13 protein-coding genes and 1 pseudogene are annotated in these 15,979 nt (G+C 65.9%); 10 read left to right on the top strand and 4 right to left on the bottom strand.

Annotated features, from left to right (window positions below):
- Positions 1–80 precede the first annotated feature (80 nt).
- The 6 genes and pseudogenes from AAHH99_RS08335 (at position 81) to AAHH99_RS08360 (ending at position 5,761) form a co-directional block, all read left to right on the top strand.
- Positions 81–1,079: an aromatic ring-hydroxylating oxygenase subunit alpha gene (locus AAHH99_RS08335; protein WP_418768231.1), complete on the top strand. Its 999-nt coding sequence runs from the start codon at positions 81–83 to the stop codon at positions 1,077–1,079.
- Positions 1,080–1,098: 19 nt separating this feature from the next.
- Positions 1,099–1,713: a PaaI family thioesterase gene (locus AAHH99_RS08340; protein ID WP_418768232.1), complete on the top strand. Its 615-nt coding sequence runs from the start codon at positions 1,099–1,101 to the stop codon at positions 1,711–1,713.
- An 8-nt stretch (positions 1,714–1,721) separates the two neighbouring features.
- The gene (locus AAHH99_RS08345; protein WP_418768233.1) at positions 1,722–3,377 is read left to right on the top strand and encodes an acyl-CoA synthetase; all 1,656 of its coding nucleotides are present in this window, start codon (positions 1,722–1,724) and stop codon (positions 3,375–3,377) included.
- Positions 3,378–3,388: 11 nt separating this feature from the next.
- Positions 3,389–3,817, top strand: a pseudogene (locus AAHH99_RS08350) (SDR family oxidoreductase); the annotation flags it as partial.
- A 90-nt stretch (positions 3,818–3,907) separates the two neighbouring features.
- Positions 3,908–5,116 (top strand): cytochrome P450, encoded by a 1,209-nt coding sequence (locus AAHH99_RS08355; protein ID WP_418768234.1) that lies wholly within the window; start codon positions 3,908–3,910, stop codon positions 5,114–5,116.
- A 3-nt stretch (positions 5,117–5,119) separates the two neighbouring features.
- Positions 5,120–5,761, top strand: a complete 642-nt coding sequence (locus tag AAHH99_RS08360) for a TetR/AcrR family transcriptional regulator (RefSeq protein WP_418768235.1) — start codon at positions 5,120–5,122, stop codon at positions 5,759–5,761.
- On the opposite strand, the gene AAHH99_RS08365 is transcribed toward AAHH99_RS08360, so the two are convergent.
- Positions 5,745–7,223 (bottom strand): aldehyde dehydrogenase family protein, encoded by a 1,479-nt coding sequence (locus AAHH99_RS08365; protein ID WP_418769562.1) that lies wholly within the window; start codon positions 7,221–7,223, stop codon positions 5,745–5,747. The genes AAHH99_RS08360 and AAHH99_RS08365 overlap by 17 nt on opposite strands.
- A gap of 191 nt (positions 7,224–7,414) precedes the next feature.
- Here AAHH99_RS08365 and AAHH99_RS08370 point away from each other — a divergent pair, with 191 nt between their 5' ends.
- Positions 7,415–8,629 (top strand): CaiB/BaiF CoA transferase family protein, encoded by a 1,215-nt coding sequence (locus tag AAHH99_RS08370; protein ID WP_064414440.1) that lies wholly within the window; start codon positions 7,415–7,417, stop codon positions 8,627–8,629.
- A 144-nt stretch (positions 8,630–8,773) separates the two neighbouring features.
- On the opposite strand, the gene AAHH99_RS08375 is transcribed toward AAHH99_RS08370, so the two are convergent.
- Positions 8,774–10,960, bottom strand: a complete 2,187-nt coding sequence (locus AAHH99_RS08375) for a molybdopterin-containing oxidoreductase family protein (protein WP_418768236.1) — start codon at positions 10,958–10,960, stop codon at positions 8,774–8,776.
- 66 nt (positions 10,961–11,026) lie between these two features.
- Here AAHH99_RS08375 and AAHH99_RS08380 point away from each other — a divergent pair, with 66 nt between their 5' ends.
- The 3 genes from AAHH99_RS08380 (at position 11,027) to AAHH99_RS08390 (ending at position 14,374) form a co-directional block, all read left to right on the top strand.
- Positions 11,027–12,172 (top strand): thiolase family protein, encoded by a 1,146-nt coding sequence (locus AAHH99_RS08380; protein WP_418768237.1) that lies wholly within the window; start codon positions 11,027–11,029, stop codon positions 12,170–12,172.
- 2 nt (positions 12,173–12,174) lie between these two features.
- The gene (locus AAHH99_RS08385) at positions 12,175–13,404 is read left to right on the top strand and encodes an amidohydrolase family protein (RefSeq protein WP_418768238.1); all 1,230 of its coding nucleotides are present in this window, start codon (positions 12,175–12,177) and stop codon (positions 13,402–13,404) included.
- A 145-nt stretch (positions 13,405–13,549) separates the two neighbouring features.
- A complete protein-coding gene (locus AAHH99_RS08390) occupies positions 13,550–14,374 on the top strand; it encodes an alpha/beta fold hydrolase (protein ID WP_418768239.1) in 825 nt (274 codons plus the stop codon).
- 11 nt (positions 14,375–14,385) lie between these two features.
- Here AAHH99_RS08390 and AAHH99_RS08395 read toward each other — a convergent pair whose 3' ends face one another.
- Positions 14,386–14,874, bottom strand: coding sequence for a nuclear transport factor 2 family protein (locus AAHH99_RS08395; protein WP_418768240.1), 489 nt, complete (start codon positions 14,872–14,874; stop codon positions 14,386–14,388).
- Positions 14,875–14,881: 7 nt separating this feature from the next.
- Positions 14,882–15,919 (bottom strand): NAD-dependent epimerase/dehydratase family protein, encoded by a 1,038-nt coding sequence (locus AAHH99_RS08400; RefSeq protein ID WP_418768241.1) that lies wholly within the window; start codon positions 15,917–15,919, stop codon positions 14,882–14,884.
- Positions 15,920–15,979: the final 60 nt, after the last annotated feature.

Consider the following 15,979-nt stretch of genomic DNA (forward strand, 5'->3'; position numbering starts at 1 on the left):
AACCCGCCGGATCGTCGTTGCTCCTGAAACCGCTACTGTAAGCTCTTCCATTACTACGCGGACAAGGGAGGCGGCGCGGCATGAAAGTACCGTTCACCTGGAAGGTTACCGGCTGGTTCATGATCGGCTGGTCCGCGGAATTCGCCGCGGGCGAGACGCGGCCGCTGCGGTACTTCGGCGAAGATCTGGTCGCATACCGCGACGAGGCCGGCGAGCTGCACGTCCTCTCTGCGCACTGCCGGCATCTCGGCGCGCACATCGGCCACGGCGGCAAGGTCGTCGACGATTGCGTCGAATGCCCCTTCCACGGCTGGCGATGGGGCCCGGACGGCACCAACCGCTACATCCCCTACCAGCCCGACCGGCCTAACAAGGCGCTGCGCCTACGCGTCTTTCCGGTGCGCGAGCAGTACGGCTGCGTGTTCGCCTGGCATCACCCCGAAGGCGAGCCGCCGCGGTGGGAACTGCCGGACCTGTTCGGAAAGTTCCCGCAGTTCCCGACCGCAGAAGACGCGTATTACCGCCCGTACCCCGAGTTTTCGAGCCGCGCGGAACGCGAGCCCGTGCATCCGCAGATCGTCGCCGAGAACGGCCCCGACAGCGCACACTTCCACTACGTGCATCACGCGACCGTCACCCCCAAATGCCTCAACTGGGAGATCGTCGACGAGGAGTGGCGGTTCCTGACCGGGTGGCCCGACGCCTCCAGCGACGACCCGGACAAGATGGCGCTCTACATCCACAGCCACCTGTCCGGTCTCGGATTCGCGATCAGCGCATTCGAGGGCTCGTCGAACCACCGACTGATCTTCGCGTGCACCCCGGTCGAGGACGGCTACTCGGACATGTTCTATTCGATCTGGTGGCCGCGGCTGCCCGGTGACACCTCCGACATCCCGCCCGAGGAGGTGCGCCGCAAGGTCGAGCGCCAGTTCATGGGGACGGTATGGGACGACCTGAACATCTGGCGCTACCAGGAATACATCGAAAACCCCGCGCTGTCCCGCACGGATGCGAAACCATATATGGCGCTGCGGAAGTGGGCGACACAGTTCTATGACGTCCCCGCAACGGTATGAAGCCCGGGGTAGCCGAGCAGTGACCGACACCGAGGACCACATCCGCGAATTCGCCAGGGTGAAGCCGACTCTGGGTTCTCCGGAGATGGGCCGTTTCATCTCGGCGCTGCGCAGGTTGCAGAACATCACGGTCTCCACCGATCCGGATGCCGCGCTGTGGAACGACTCGGCCGTCCTGCTCGAGGACATGTGCGAACGCCTGGAAGCACACAACGCTACCGCGGGCATCGCCCCTGCCGGCCGGGCGTCGAATCTGCCGGGCAACGGCCACCCGCTGATGCCGCCGTGGCAGGTCGTGACGTCCGGAGCGGACGAGGTCACGATGCGTGGGCATTTCAGCCGCTTCCACGTCGGCGGCAACGACGCCGTCCACGGCGGCGTGATCCCGCTGTTCTACGACTGGCATTTCGGCATGGTGGTGTCGGCCGCCGGCCGACCCGACAGCCGCACCGCGTACCTGCATGTGGATTACCGGCGCGTGACGCCGATCGAGGTACCGCTCGAGGCGCGGGCGTGGATCGACGAGGTCGACGGGCGGAAGCTGTTCGTGAGGGCGGCGATGACGGACGCGGACGGCAACGTACTATCCGAGGCCAACGGTCTGATGATCAAACTGCTTGCCCACCAGCCTTGAAAGGCGCGATGTCTGTGACCACACAGTTCACCGTCCCGGCCGCCGCCGACACCGTCGCCGATGTGATCGGCGATCGCGAGTTCATCGTCCAGGGCGATCGCCGGTACACCTACGCCCAAGTGGTCGAACGGGCCAACCGCCTGGCCGCGTTCCTGCACAGCCGCGGGCTCGGTTGCCATGTCGAGCGCTCGGAACTGGCCGGGCATGAGGTGGGCCAGGACCTGATGGGCATCTACGCCTACAACGGCCCCGAGTACATCGAAGGCATGCTCGGCTCGTGGCGGGCCCGGGTCGCACCGTTCAACGTCAACTACCGCTACGTCAAGAACGAATTACAGTATCTGCTCAACGATTCCGGCGCCAGTGCGCTGCTGTATCACGCGACGTTCGCGCCGCGCGTCGCCGAGGTCCTCCCGGGTCTGCCGAACCTTCGGGTGCTCATCCAGATCGCCGACGAGTCGGGCAACGATCTGCTCGACGGCGCCGTCGACTATGAGTCGATCGTCGGCGCGGGCACCGCGGTGCTGCCGCCCATCGAGCCCTCGCCCGACGACCTCTATGTGCTCTATACCGGCGGCACGACCGGTATGCCGAAGGGTGTGCTGTGGCGTCAGCACGACATCTTCATGACCTCGTTCGGGGGCCGCAACATGGCCACCGGCGAGCTCATCACCTCACTCGACGACATCGCCAAGCGGGTCATCGAAGGCCCGGGCACCAAGATCCTCACCCTGCCGCCACTCATGCACGGCGCCGCCCAGTGGGCGGCGATGACCGCGATGACGACGGGCCAGACCATCGTGTTCACCGCGAATCCCACCAGCCTTGACGTCGACGAGGTGGTGGAGACGATCGAGCGGGAGAAAGTCCTCGTGGTGCAGGTGGTCGGCGATGCGGTGGCACGGCCGCTCGCCGACGCGATCGAGCGCAGTTCGGCCGACCTGTCGTCGCTCGCTGTGGTGGCCAACGGCGGAGCGCTGCTCACCCCGACGGCCAAACAACGGCTCATCGACGTGAAACCCGGCCTCATCGTGATGGACGGTGTGGGGTCCTCGGAGACCGGCATCCAGATGAACCACATGTCGGCCCCCGGTGCGGTGTCGACCGGCCAGTTCAATGCGGGTCCGGACACCTTCGTCGCGTCCGAGGACTTCACGGCGATCCTCGAACCCGGCCACGACGGCATCGGATGGTTGGCGCAGCGGGGCTATGTGCCGCTGGGCTACAAGGGCGATGCGGACAAGACCGCCAAGACCTTCCCGGTGATCGATGGTGTGCGTTACTCGATTCCGGGCGACCGTGCCCGCCATCAAGCCGACGGGGCGATCGAACTGCTGGGACGCGATTCGGTCACCATCAACTCCGGCGGCGAAAAGATTTTCGCCGAAGAGGTCGAGACCGCGCTGCTGTCCCATCCCGCGGTGGCAGACGTCGTGGTGGCGGGGCGGCCCAGCGACCGGTGGGGCCAGGAGGTGGTCGCGGTCGTCGCCCTCACCGAGGGCGCCAGCGCCGACGCCCAAGAACTCATTGACCACGCCGCGAATTCCATTGCTCGCTACAAGCTTCCGAAGGCCGTGGTGTTCCGCCCGGTGATCGAACGCAGCCCCGCGGGCAAGGCCGACTATCGGTGGGCCCGGGAGCAAGCGATCAGCGCGAACGCCTGAGCCCGTATCCGTCTTCCGCCGCGCACGGGCGGGACCAGCGCATCGAGACCCTGACCGGACTGCTCGACCTCACCGACGCCGAGGCCGTCGAGCGCTGGCAGGCCGAGCAGGACCCGGACTATCCGGTGTACAGCACGACCAAGCAAGCGATGAACCTGTACGCCAAACGGCTCGTGGGACTGGCGTGGACCACCTACGGCGTGCGCGTCAACAGGGTCAGCCCCGGACCGGTCGAGACGCCGATCCTCACCGACTTCGAGAAGACCATGGGCAAGGAGGTCTTGGACATGTGCAAGGCCACCGTGGGCGGCACGCCTCGGTCGACGACATCGTCCCGGTGATCTCGTTCCTCGGCTCCACGGAGGCGCGTTGGATCAACCGGCCAGGATCTGCAGGTCGACGCCAACTCGATGCTCGCAGGCGCACCCGTGCGGCTGTGAAGCCAGGAACTATCGTCACGTAGCCCTATACTGTAAGCTTTACAGTACCCATGCTCGTTACGTGTCCGGACCAGACGAGGGAGATCATTCGTGGATAGCCCCGTGCAGGACGTCACGGTCGACGAAACCTTCGACCTGCTGCGAGACCCCTACCCGATGTTCGCGCAGAAGCGGCGGGAAACCAGCGGCGTGTTTCTCGGCAGCGTCATGGACTGGTCCCAGGCGCCGGAGGCGATGCCGGAAAACCTCTATGCGGCTGTGTCTTTCGACGCGGTCAACCGGGTCTTCCGCGACGGCAAGGTGTTCAACTCACACATCTACGACAACACCATCGGTCTGTTCATCGGGCCGACCATCCTGGCGATGGAGGGCAAGAAGCACTGGGACCACCGCAACCTGGTGTCCTCGGCGTTCAAGTCGAAGTCGTTGGCGCGCTGGGAACCCGAGGTCGTGCGCCCGGTGGTCACCGCGCTGATCGACGAGTTCATCGACAACGGGAGCGCAGACCTGGTTCGGGAATTCACATTCGAGTTCCCTACCCGCGTCATCTCCAAGCTGCTGGGCTTGCCCGAGGAGGACCTGCCGTGGTTCCGCAAGCGGGCTGTCGAATTGATCAGCTACCACGTCCGGTACAAGCGCGCATTCGAGGCGTCCGCCGCGCTGAAGGACTACTTCCTGGCGCAGATCGACAAGCGCAGGTCCAAGCCGACCGAGGACATCATCGGCGATCTGGTCACCGCCGAGATCGACGGCGAGAAGCTCAGCGACGAGTCCATCTACTCGTTCCTGCGGCTCCTGCTCCCCGCGGGCCTGGAAACCACATACCGGTCGTCGGGAAACCTGCTGTACCTGTTGCTCACCCACCCTGAGCAGTTCGCAGCAGTACGGGCTGACCGGGAACTCATCTCGCCGGCCATCGAAGAAGGGCTGCGGTTCGAGACGCCGTTGACCACCGTGCAGCGCTACGCGACCGAGGAAACCGAACTCGGCGGTGTCACCATCCCCGAGGGTTCGGTGATCGACGTATGCATCGGATCGGCCAACCGCGACGAAAACCGGTGGGAACGCTCCGAGGAGTTCGACATCTTCCGCAAGCGGACACCGCACATCTCCTTCGCGGCGGGCGAGCACACCTGTATGGGACTGCATCTAGCGCGCATGGAGACCCGGGTCGCGATGGAAACCCTACTGGACCGGCTGACCAACATCGAACTCGTCACCGACGACAACCCCCACATCGCCGGCCAACCCTTCCGCTCACCCACGGCGTTGCCCGTGACGTTCGATCCGGCCGGCTGATCCATGGCCAAAGCCGCGAGCGACCGTACCCGCCAGCGCCGTGACCGCGGCTCGATCAGTGCCGATGAGATCCTCGAGGGCGCACTGCAGGTCGCACAGGCGGTGTCGATCGAGAACCTGAGCATGCCGCAACTCGCCAAACACCTCGGCGTCGGCGTCACCAGCATCTACTGGTACTTCCGCCGCAAGGACGATCTGCTCGACGCGATGACCGACCGGGCGCTGGAGCGGTTCGAGTTCACGGTGCCGACCATCTCGGCGTCGAATTGGCGAGAGTCGTTGCGCGACCACGCCTTGACCATGCGTAAGCGGTTCCGTGCGGACCCCATCCTCTGCGATCTGGTGCTGATCCGCGGGCAGTTCGGACACCGTGCGATGCACGGTGCGCTTCAGAAACTGGGGCAGCCGATCGGAGCGCTGGTCGAAGCGGGGCTCACGGTCGACCAGGCCGCCGAGACGTATGGCGCAATCTCGGTGCACATCCGGGGTTCGGTGGTTCTCGAGCGCCTCCAGGAACGAACCGAAGGCTTCCCCGCCCAGCGCGCCGACGGCGGCCGCTACATCGGGTTCGCCGACGACGTCGACTTCGGCTACATCCTCGACAGCATCCTCGACCACGCCGAGGCGATCATCGCGGCGGCGTAGCGCCGTTCTTCGGCGCGCGGTATGCGACCGTCTTGGACTCCAGGTACTGCTCGAAACCTTCGACGCCGCACTGTCTTCCGACACCGCTGCTCTTGAACCCGCCGAATGGCGCATCGGCGCCGTAGAACATGCCTCCGTTCACGCCGAACGAACCGGTGCGGATGCGACGGGCGATCGCCATCCCGCGTTCCAGTGAGCGCGACGAAACCGCGCCCGCCAACCCGTATGCGCTGTCGTTGGCGATCCGCACCGCCTCGTCGTCGTCATCGAACGGCAGCACCACCAGCACCGGGCCGAAAACTTCCTGCTGCGCGATCGCCGCATCGTTGCCGACGCCGACGATCACCGTCGGCGCCACGTAATGGCCGTCCGCCAGATGGTCGGGGAGATCCGCGACGGGCCCGCCGCCCGCGGGCATCTCAGCGCCGTCCGCGCGGGCCTGCTCGATCGCGTCGAGGACACGCTTCTTCTGCGCGGCGCTGATGACCGGCCCCACCAGTGTGTCGGGGTTGACCGGATCCCCCACCGGCACAGCCTGATAGGCGGCGGTGATCGTGGCGACGGCCTCGTCGTAGCGCGACCGGTGCACCAGCATGCGCGTCGTGGCCGCACATGCCTGTCCCGCATGGACGCACACGCCGACCGCCGACCCGACGATCGCCGCGGACGGGGCGTCGTCGAGCACGATCGACACCGACTTGCCGCCGAGCTCCAGGAACATTCGCTTCATGGTGTCGGCGCCCTGTCGCATCAAGAGCTTGCCGACCCCGGTCGAGCCGGTGAACGAGATCATGTCGACGCGGGGGTCGGTGCCGAGTAGCCCGGCGACGTCGTTGGACGGCGTGGGCACCACGTTGACGACACCGGGCGGGATGTCGGTGTGCTCGGCGATGAGACGGCCGAGCCGAGTGGCGTTCCACGGTGTGTTCGGATCCGGCTTGAGCACCATGGTGTTTCCGGTGGCGAGCGCGGGTCCGAGCTTGTTGAGGATGACCTCGATCGGGAAGTTGGACGGGGTGATCGCGGCGACGACGCCGACCGGTTCCTTGAGCACCGTTCGTACGTTGCGCTCCCCGAACAACCCGCCTCCGTCGAGCGTGCGCTCCCATGGGAAGTCGAGCATCAGCCGCGCGGGGTACCGCAGGCCGTCGGCCAGCGGCCAATCCAATTGTGCGGATTGGGTTGTCATCACCGGAGCACCGACCTCGGCGATCAGTTCTTCACGCAGCTCCTCCTGCTCGGCTTCGATCGCGAACTGCAGCTGGTCCAGGCAGCGCACGCGCAGGTGTCGATTGGTGGCCCAGTCGGTCTCGTCAAACGCACGGCGGGCGGCCGCAATCGCGCGGTCCATGTCTTCGGCTTCGGCGGCGGCCGTGCTGCCCAACAGTCGGCCGGTGGCCGGGCTCATGTTGTCGAACTGCGCACCAGACGCCGATGAGACGAGCCGCCCATCGATGAGCATCCGCAACTCGGCGCGTCCCGCGGCGCGCTCGCCGACATCGATGCTGGTCTCGAGCCGTTCTACCGAATCTTTCGCGGAGCTCACCCAGCTACCTCGTACAATCACTTTGCGGGACGACTAACTGTAACGCTTACAGTAGGTTTATACAACAGCCGGAGACCCACGTACTAGGAGCCGATTTGGTCAAGGTCATGGAGGGCGTGCGCGTCCTCGAAGTCGCACAGTTCACGTTCGTCCCCGCAGCGGGGGCGATCCTCGCCGATTGGGGCGCCGACGTCATCAAGGTGGAGCACCCGGTGCGCGGTGACACCCAACGCGGCTTCATCAACATGGGCGGATTCCAACTCGACCCCAACCGCCATCCGCTGATCGAACACCCCAACCGCGGTAAGCGCAGCGTGGGCATCGACGTGTCGACGCCCGAGGGTCAGGAGGTGCTCTACGAGATCGCCAAGACGTCCGATGTCTTCCTCACCAATTACCTTCCCGCGCAACGGCAGAAGAACAAGTTCGACGTAGAACACATCCGCGCCGCGAACCCCGACATCATCTACGCACGCGGAAGCGCATACGGCGACAAGGGACCCGAGCGCGATACCGGAGGTTTCGACGGCACCGCGTTCTGGACGCGCAGCGGGGTCGGGCACGCCTTGACCCCCGAGGAAATCGGCGGCGCACTGTCGCAGGGCATTCCGGCGTTCGGCGACTCGATCGGCGGAATGAACATCGCAGGCGGGATCTCGGCCGCACTGTTTCACCGGATGCGCACCGGCGAGGCGGTCGAGCTCGACGTTTCGCTGCTGAGCACGGCGTGGTGGGCCGGCGGTGCCAGCATGACACAGGGCATGGAGACCGGCGAGACCATGCGCTCGCTGATGCCAGATGCCGCGGGCCCGAGCGTGAACCCGTTCATGGCCAACTACCTGACCTCCGACGACGGCACGATCAACTTGTGCATCGTCAGCCCGACGGGATACATCCGCGACGCGTTCGAACATCTGGAACTGCCGGAGCTCGCCGACGACCCCCGTTTCAGCGACGTGATGCCCTTGATCGAGAACGCCGCAGCCGCAGTCGAATTGATTCGAGAGAAGATTCGCAGCAAGCCGTTCGAGTACTGGCGCCAACGGCTGAAGACGATGAAAGGCCAGTGGGCGCCGTTCCAGAGCTTCCTCGATCTGGCCACCGACGAGCAGGCGCTGGCCAACGACATGGTCGTCGAGGTCGAGGCGGCCGACGGCGGTGAGCCGTTCAAGGTCGTCCGCGGCCCGGTGCAGTTCAATCACGAGCCGCTGGAGACGACGCGCGCACCGCAGGCCAGCGAGCACACCGAGCTGGTGCTCATGGACATCGGCATGGACTGGGACCGCATCGAGGCGCTGAAGGAAAAGGGCGCCATCGCCTGACCTTCCCTGTTTGCGCGAGCGTGCGTGTCTGCACACGAAACACCGTGCCACAACAGCATTTTGCGCACGTTGAGCGTCCGGTGTGCGTGCGCGAAGCGGCGGGGATGTGCGGCGTGTCGGCATCAGACATGCACGCTCGCGGGGTTACGGAACGCGCTCGACCCGTATCGGCACCCCGGTCAGCCAAGCCATGCCCGAGAGCGACTCCACATCGGCGGGGTCGCTGGACGTCAGCTGGTTGACATTCGCGCCGCCGGCGCGGTTGGCCAGCCGCCAACTCCCGGTGCCCTTGTGCCCCCATCCATGTGGCACCGCGACGACGCCAGGCACGAGATCCTTCGTCGTCAGCACCGGCACGGTGATGGCGCCGTAGGGTGACGCGATCCGCACCTCGTCACCGTCGACGATGGACTGCTCGGCCGCGTCGTCGACATGCATCAGCGCATGCTGGCGACGATCACCCCGCATCAGCAGCGGCGAGTTGTGCATCCACGAATTCTCCGAGCGCGGCTCGCGCAACCCGATCATCCGCAGCGGGTAGCCGTCGGGCATGGCGCGTCGCGACAACTTGTCGACCTCGGCGGCAATCCCCTGATGGGCCAACCGAACCCGGCGCGACAGGTAGCCGACCGCGTCGCGCAGCACACCCGTGCGGATGCGCGGTGCGACCACGACGCCGTGCGGATACTGCTCGGTCAGCCGTCTCAGTGTCAGCCCGCCGCGGCGCAGCCCGAACCGGTCGCCACCCTCCGACATCCGAACCAGGGCGTCGATCACGGCGCGCGGCGATGCCTCGGATCCCAACAGCCGCGCGACGTTTCGCACACCCGAGAACACCGCAAACGCAGGCACTCGACGGGCCAGCCGCCGGGCCAGCTCCTCCACGATGTCCCACTCTCCGCGCGCCTCCCCCACCGGGGCCAGCACGGCCTCGGTCGCTTGGCGGAACGGCGTGGCCTGAAACCCTTGGAACGTGTACGGGAAGTCGTCGCGCTCGTACATCGTCGTGACCGGCAGGATGTAGTCGCACTGCGCGCTCGTCTCGGTGACGTAGAAGTCGAGCGCGACAGACAACTCCAGTTCGCCGAACGCGTTCTCGATTTCCTCACCGTTGGGCACCGACAACACGGGATTGCCCGCCGAGACGAACATCGCCCGGATCCGGCGATCGCCCGGCGTCGTGATCTCCTTGGCCATCAACGCGGCAGGCTCCGAGCCGATCGCGCTCGGAATCCCGCTGATTCGCGAGCGCTTGCGCCGGTAGGACCGCCGCATGACGGCGCCCATCGCGACGTTTTGCCACTTCTGCCCGACGGAGTGCATGGAGCTGAACACCGAACCGCCCGGTACGTCGAGATTGCCCGCCACCAGGTTCACCGCGTCGATCAGGTACGTGGTCAGCGTGCCGTGGCTGCCGACACAGGTGCCGAGCCTGCCGTACACGGCCGCGCGCGGTGTGGTCACCAGGTCGCGCGCCAACGCCCGCACGCTGTCCGCATCGATCCCTGTCCGCGCCGACGTCGACTCCGGGGCGAAGGGCCGGCACAGCGCCCGAAGCCAGTCCACGCCGTCGGCCTTCCGTCTCACGGCTGCGACATCGACCATCTCGTCGGCGAACATCACCTGCAACAGCGACAGCAACAGCAGCGAGTCGGTGTCCGGGGCGATACCGAGCCATTCGAACGCCACGGCGGTCTCGCTGCGCCGCGGGTCGACGATCACCACGCGCCCACCACGCTTGACGATGTCGTGCATGCGGTCTTTGATTCGCGGCGCCGTCAGGAAGCTGCCGTGTGACACAACCGGATTCGCGCCCATCATCACCAGGAGCTCGGTTCGCGTCAGATCCGGAATCGGCACCGACGTCGGAACCCCGTAGAGCAACTGGCTCGCGATGAGCCTGCTGTTGGTGTCCTGCGACGACGCGGTGAAGTAATGGCCGTGGCGGCCGAGACCCTTCATGAACAACAGCGCCGCGAAGGTGTGGGCGTAGCTGAAGGCCCCGGGATTGCCCATGTACCAACCCACCGCGCCGGAGCCGTGGCGACGCAGGATTCCCGACAGGCGGTCCGCGATGTCGGCCATCGCCTCGTCCCACGTCACCTCTTCGAAGCCGGACGACCCGCGGCGCAGCGGCCGCGTAACCCGATCCGGATCGTTGACGACCTCGGTGAACGCAATGCCCTTCTGGCATGCGAAGCCGGCCGACAGCGGGTGCTCCTTGTCCGGCCGCAGCGCCACCAGGCGACCGTCCTCGACCGTCGCGATCATTCCGCACAACGGCTCGCAGATCCGGCAGAAGGTCGGCTTGTTCTCGATGACCGGCGCCACGCCGACTACGATACTGTAAGAGTTACAGTTACACGTCGGATCGGCGATGACCAGAGAGGATCAGGCATGCACGACGTGGCCATCATCGGTGTCGGACTGCATCCCTTCGGGCGTTTCGAAGGCAAGTCCGCGATGGAGATGGGTGTCGACGCGATCTTCGCCGCCGTCGCCGACGCCGGTGTCGAGTGGAAGGACGTGCAGTTCGCAACCGGGGGTAGCTGGACCGTCGCCAACCCCGACGCGATCGTCGGCATGGTCGGGTTGTCGGGGATCCCTTTCACCAACGTGTTCAACGCCTGCGCCACCGCGGCCAGCGCCGCTAAGGCGTGCGCCGACGGAATCCGGTTGGGCGACTACGACATCGGCATCGCGATCGGGCTGGACAAACACCCGCGCGGTGCGTTCACCGAAGACCCCGCCCTGGTCGGGATGCCGCGCTGGTACGCCGAGAACGGCCAGTACCTCACCACCCAGTTCTTCGGGATGAAGGCCAACCGCTACCTGCACGAGCACGGTATCTCCCAGCAGACGCTGGCCAAGGTGGCAGCCAAGAACTTCCGCAACGGCGCGCTGAACCCCAACGCGTTTCGCCGCAAGCCCATTCCCGAAGACCAGATCCTCAACTCGACGATGCTGAACTATCCGCTCACCCAGTACATGTTCTGCGCACCCGACGAAGGAGCGGCGGCCGTCGTGATGTGTCGTGCCGACATCGCCGAGCGCTACACCACCAAACCGGTGTATCTGCGCGCGGTCGAGGTCCGCACGCGCAAGTACGGTGCCTACGAGGTGAACACGACGTTCGCGCCCGTCGAGGAGGACGTCGCACCAACCGTGTACGCCGCGAAGGCCGCGTTTGAAAAGGCCGGTGTGGCACCGCAGGACGTCGACGTCATCCAGTTGCAGGACACCGACGCCGGCGCCGAGATCATCCACATGGCCGAATGTGGCTTCTGCACCGACGGTGACCAGGAGAAGCTGCTGGCCGACGGGACCACCGAGATAACCGGGTCGCTGCCGATCAACACCGACGGTGGGTTGATCGCCAACGGTGAGCCGATCGGCGCGTCGGGCCTGCGCCAGATCCACGAGTTGGTCCGCCAATTGCGCGGCGAAGCCGGCGACCGCCAGGTGCCCGGCGAGCCGAAGGTCGGCTTCGCGCAGCTTTACGGCGCACCCGGAACCGCCGCCGCGACGATCCTGACGAGGTGACCATGACCCAGTTCACCGGTGCGCCGATCTTCGACGCCGACCAGCACATGTACGAGACGGCCGACGCGCTTACCAAGTATCTGCCCGATAAATACTCGCGGGCAGTACAATTCGCGCAGATCGGTCGGCAGACACGGATCGTCATCAACAACCGCGTCAACGACTTCATCCCCAACCCGACGTTCGAGCGGGTGGCGGCGCCCGGCGCTCACGAGAAGTTCTTCGCCGGCGAGAACACCGACGGATTGACGCTGCGTGAGATGCAAGGACCGGCGATCCAAGCGCCCGCGGCCACCCGCAACCCGGTCGATCGCATTGCCGAACTCGACCGCCAAGGTGTCGTCGAGGCGCTGAACTACCCGACGCTGGCCAGCCTTATCGAACACGCCACCGCCGACGACCCCCAACTCAGCCTCGCGGTCATCCATGCGCTCAACCAGTGGATGGCCGAGCACTGGACCTTCAACTACAACGACCGGATCTTCTCCACGCCGATCATCAACCTCTCCGAAGTCGACGGCGCGCAACGCGAACTGGAATACATCCTCGCCAACGGCGCCAAGGTCGCGCTGATCAAACCGGGACCGGTTCGGGGACTGCACGGTTGGCGCTCACCGGCGCTCCCCGAGTTCGACCCGTTCTGGCGCGACGTCGAGGCGGCCGGATTGCCGATCGTGTTGCACGCCAGCTATCCGCCGCTCGACGACTACGTCGGGCAGTGGGAACCGCCCTATACCCAGAACTTCATGGCGCAGAGTGCGTTTCGGTGGATGGTGCTGGGACATCGTGAGATCGCCGACATGATCACGGCCCTGATCTGCCACGGCACGCTGACCCGTTTCCCGAAACTGCGGATCGCCAGCGTCGAGAACGGCAGCTCGTGGATCGAGCCGCTGTTCAAGGACTTCGGCGACCTGTACAAGAAGATGCCGCAGAACTTCGGTGAGCATCCGCACGACGTGTTCCGGCGCAACATCTGGGTGAGCCCGTTCTGGGAGGGCTGCGTGTCCGACGTCGTGGAGACCGTCGGCTGGGACCGGGTGCTGTTCGGCTCGGATTACCCGCACCCCGAGGGCCTCGCCGAACCGAAAGGGTTCTGGAAGTACGCCGAAGGAATGGACGTGCGCCGCACCTATGACTTCATGGGCGACAACGCACGCCGGTTCATGGGCCTGCCGATCGCCAACCCGGACCCGGACGCGGTCAGACCGCCCGCGCTGTCGAACGCCTGACCGCAGGATGCGCACACTCACCGCGGGGTGAGCGTGCGTGCAGTGTCGCTCGTTACCGGTGTGTCTTGTGCAGACTCGGACGCTCGCGCGGGAGGGCATGGCGTGGCAGAGTGCGCATAACCGGATGTTCCCGGAAGGAGCCACCATGCCCACGATCACCACGAACGACGGCGTCGAGATCTTCTTCAAGGACTGGGGCTCGGGTCAGCCGATCGTGTTCAGCCACGGTTGGCCGCTGTCGGCCGACGACTGGGACACGCAGATGGTGTTCTTCTTGCTGCACGGATACCGCGTGATCGCCCACGACCGCCGCGGGCATGGCCGTTCGGCGCAGGTCGCCGATGGGCACGACATGGACCACTACGCCGACGATCTTGCGGCCGTCGTCGAGCACCTCGATCTGCACGACGCGGTGCACATCGGCCACTCCACCGGCGGTGGCGAGGTGGCACATTACCTGGCCCGGCACGGGCAGTCGCGGGCGGCCGAGGCGGTGCTGATCAGTTCCGTACCGCCGCTGATGGTGAAGACGGACGCCAACCCCGGCGGCCTGCCCAGGGACGCGTTCGACGATCTGCAGGCACAGTTGGCGGCGAACCGCTCGGAGTTCTATCGCTCTCTGGCCGCCGGCCCGTTCTACGGGTTCAACCGCCCGGGCGTAGAACCGTCGGAGGCGATCATCGAGAACTGGTGGCGCCAAGGCATGATGGGCGGCGCCAAGGCGCACTACGACGGCATCGTCGCCTTCTCGCAGACCGACTTCACCGAGGACCTGAAGAAGATCACCATTCCGGTCCTGGTGATGCACGGCGACGACGATCAGATCGTGCCGTACGAGAACTCCGGTCCGCTGTCGGCGAAGCTACTGCCGAACGGAACCTTGAAGACCTACCCCGGCTTTCCGCACGGCGCGTTCGTCACCCACCACGACGTCATCAACCCCGACCTGCTGGAGTTCATCCGGTCCTGACCGCGGGCGGCTCACTTCATCGCGCGGCGGGAGGCCGCCATGATGAGCTTGCGTACGCGGGGGGAGATGTACACGGCCACAATGCCGTTGAAGACGTCTTCGCGCAGGCGTGTCAACGTCGAACTGGTGAAGCGCCACCGCCCGTCGATCTTCTCGTAGGTCTCGTGATAGTGGCCGTAGCCGCGCAGGTTGACGCCGGGCCCGAAGCGCACGACGTCTTCGAGAGCCCATACGCCGCGTGCCGTCGTCGGTGAGGTCAGCTCGATCTCAGGGGCGTGCACCTGATGGACGGTGGCCTGACTGCGCAGGCTCTTCCGGGTGAACGCGACGAAGTCGTCGGCGCCCTGGATCACCTTCCCACCGGCAGGGGAAGTGTCGCTGAGGAAGTCGTCGGCGAACAGGGCCCGCCATGACGCCCAGTCCTTGGTGTCGAGGAGACGGCAGTAGCGGGCCTTCAGTTGTTTGATCGCCTCGATCTCGACGAGGTCGGCGTCGGTCATCTCGTGGTCATCTCGCGGTCGTCTTCTTCGCCTGTTCGACGTAAAAATGCGCGGCCCGCTCGAGCGACTCGGCGGTGGGCCGCGGCTGCCAGCCGAGTTCTCGGGTCGCCTTACTGTGGTCTGCAGGCGCCATGATGTGCAAGAGGCGAATTCCGGTTGTGTTGATCGGGAATTCTCGCCGCAACAGTCGGGCCAGCGCCCCTGCGACCCGCACCGCCGCGTAGACCGCGGGAAGCGGGACTCCGAGTCGCGGCCCCTTGGCCCCGACCGCCCTGGCCGCCGTCGTGAGCATGTCGCGCATCGGCATGTAGCTCTCGGAGATGATGTAGCGCTCGCCAACCACGCCGCGTTCGCCGGCGAGCAGGAACGCCTCCGCGACGTCTTCGATACCGACGACCTCGGTCGACACGCCTTTGATGTAGGCGGGAATCTTGCCGAACGCCGCGTACTGCACCATCAGGCCTTGGTGCGGTTGCCAGTCGCGGGGCCCGTACGGGTTGGACACGTTCATCACCACGGCGGGTAGGCCACGGTCGCGGGCGTAGGACAGGACCAGGTCCTCGGCCTGGCGGCGCGACTCGATATACGCGCCGCCCTTGTCTCCCCAATCGAAGGGCATGTCCTCGGTCACCGGACGGCTCCCGTCACCGAGTGCGATCGTGCCGATGGTGCTGCAGAAGACGAAGCGGTGCAGGCCGGCCTTCGCGGCAATGTCGAGGACGCGGCGCAGGCAGTTGACGTTCGTCTCGAACAACGGCGCGGGGTCTCGCAGGTGGAACCTGGTGTCGACGACGCAGTAGTAGGCGACGTCACGGTCGGCCATCGCCGCGCGAAGCGCTTCCTCGTCGTAGAGATCGCCGTAACAGCGTTCGACGTCGAGGTCGTCGATCGCCACCGTCGAGCTCGTCTGACGCAGATACACGCGCACGTCGTCGCCGCGTTCGGCGAGTTTGCGCGTGACATGTGAACCGACGAAACCGCTCGGGCCCATCACCAGCGCGCGGCGGGCTCGAGGTGTTGTTGCTGTCGGGGCTGTCTCTGTCATTTTCTCTATCTCGCGAGCGACCGAAAATTGTCATATTTTCGCGGCGTGTCGTGTGCAAAC

It is taken from the genome of Mycobacterium neumannii, from assembly GCF_048452905.1.
GTDB classification, from domain to species: Bacteria; Actinomycetota; Actinomycetes; order Mycobacteriales; family Mycobacteriaceae; genus Mycobacterium; species Mycobacterium neumannii_B.

What these genes read in the sequence shown, in the direction of transcription:
- AAHH99_RS08400 (WP_418768241.1), bottom strand. Translation starts at nt 15,919, where the DNA reads ATGACAGAGACAGCCCCGACAGCAACAACACCTCGAGCCCGCCGCGCG.
- AAHH99_RS08385 (WP_418768238.1), top strand. Translation starts at nt 12,175, where the DNA reads ATGACCCAGTTCACCGGTGCGCCGATCTTCGACGCCGACCAGCACATG.
- AAHH99_RS08345 (WP_418768233.1), top strand. Translation starts at nt 1,722, where the DNA reads ATGTCTGTGACCACACAGTTCACCGTCCCGGCCGCCGCCGACACCGTC.
- AAHH99_RS08370 (WP_064414440.1), top strand. Translation starts at nt 7,415, where the DNA reads ATGGAGGGCGTGCGCGTCCTCGAAGTCGCACAGTTCACGTTCGTCCCC.
- AAHH99_RS08360 (WP_418768235.1), top strand. Translation starts at nt 5,120, where the DNA reads ATGGCCAAAGCCGCGAGCGACCGTACCCGCCAGCGCCGTGACCGCGGC.
- AAHH99_RS08335 (WP_418768231.1), top strand. Translation starts at nt 81, where the DNA reads ATGAAAGTACCGTTCACCTGGAAGGTTACCGGCTGGTTCATGATCGGC.
- AAHH99_RS08395 (WP_418768240.1), bottom strand. Translation starts at nt 14,874, where the DNA reads ATGACCGACGCCGACCTCGTCGAGATCGAGGCGATCAAACAACTGAAG.
- AAHH99_RS08390 (WP_418768239.1), top strand. Translation starts at nt 13,550, where the DNA reads ATGCCCACGATCACCACGAACGACGGCGTCGAGATCTTCTTCAAGGAC.
- AAHH99_RS08380 (WP_418768237.1), top strand. Translation starts at nt 11,027, where the DNA reads ATGCACGACGTGGCCATCATCGGTGTCGGACTGCATCCCTTCGGGCGT.
- AAHH99_RS08365 (WP_418769562.1), bottom strand. Translation starts at nt 7,223, where the DNA reads ATGCTCATCGATGGGCGGCTCGTCTCATCGGCGTCTGGTGCGCAGTTC.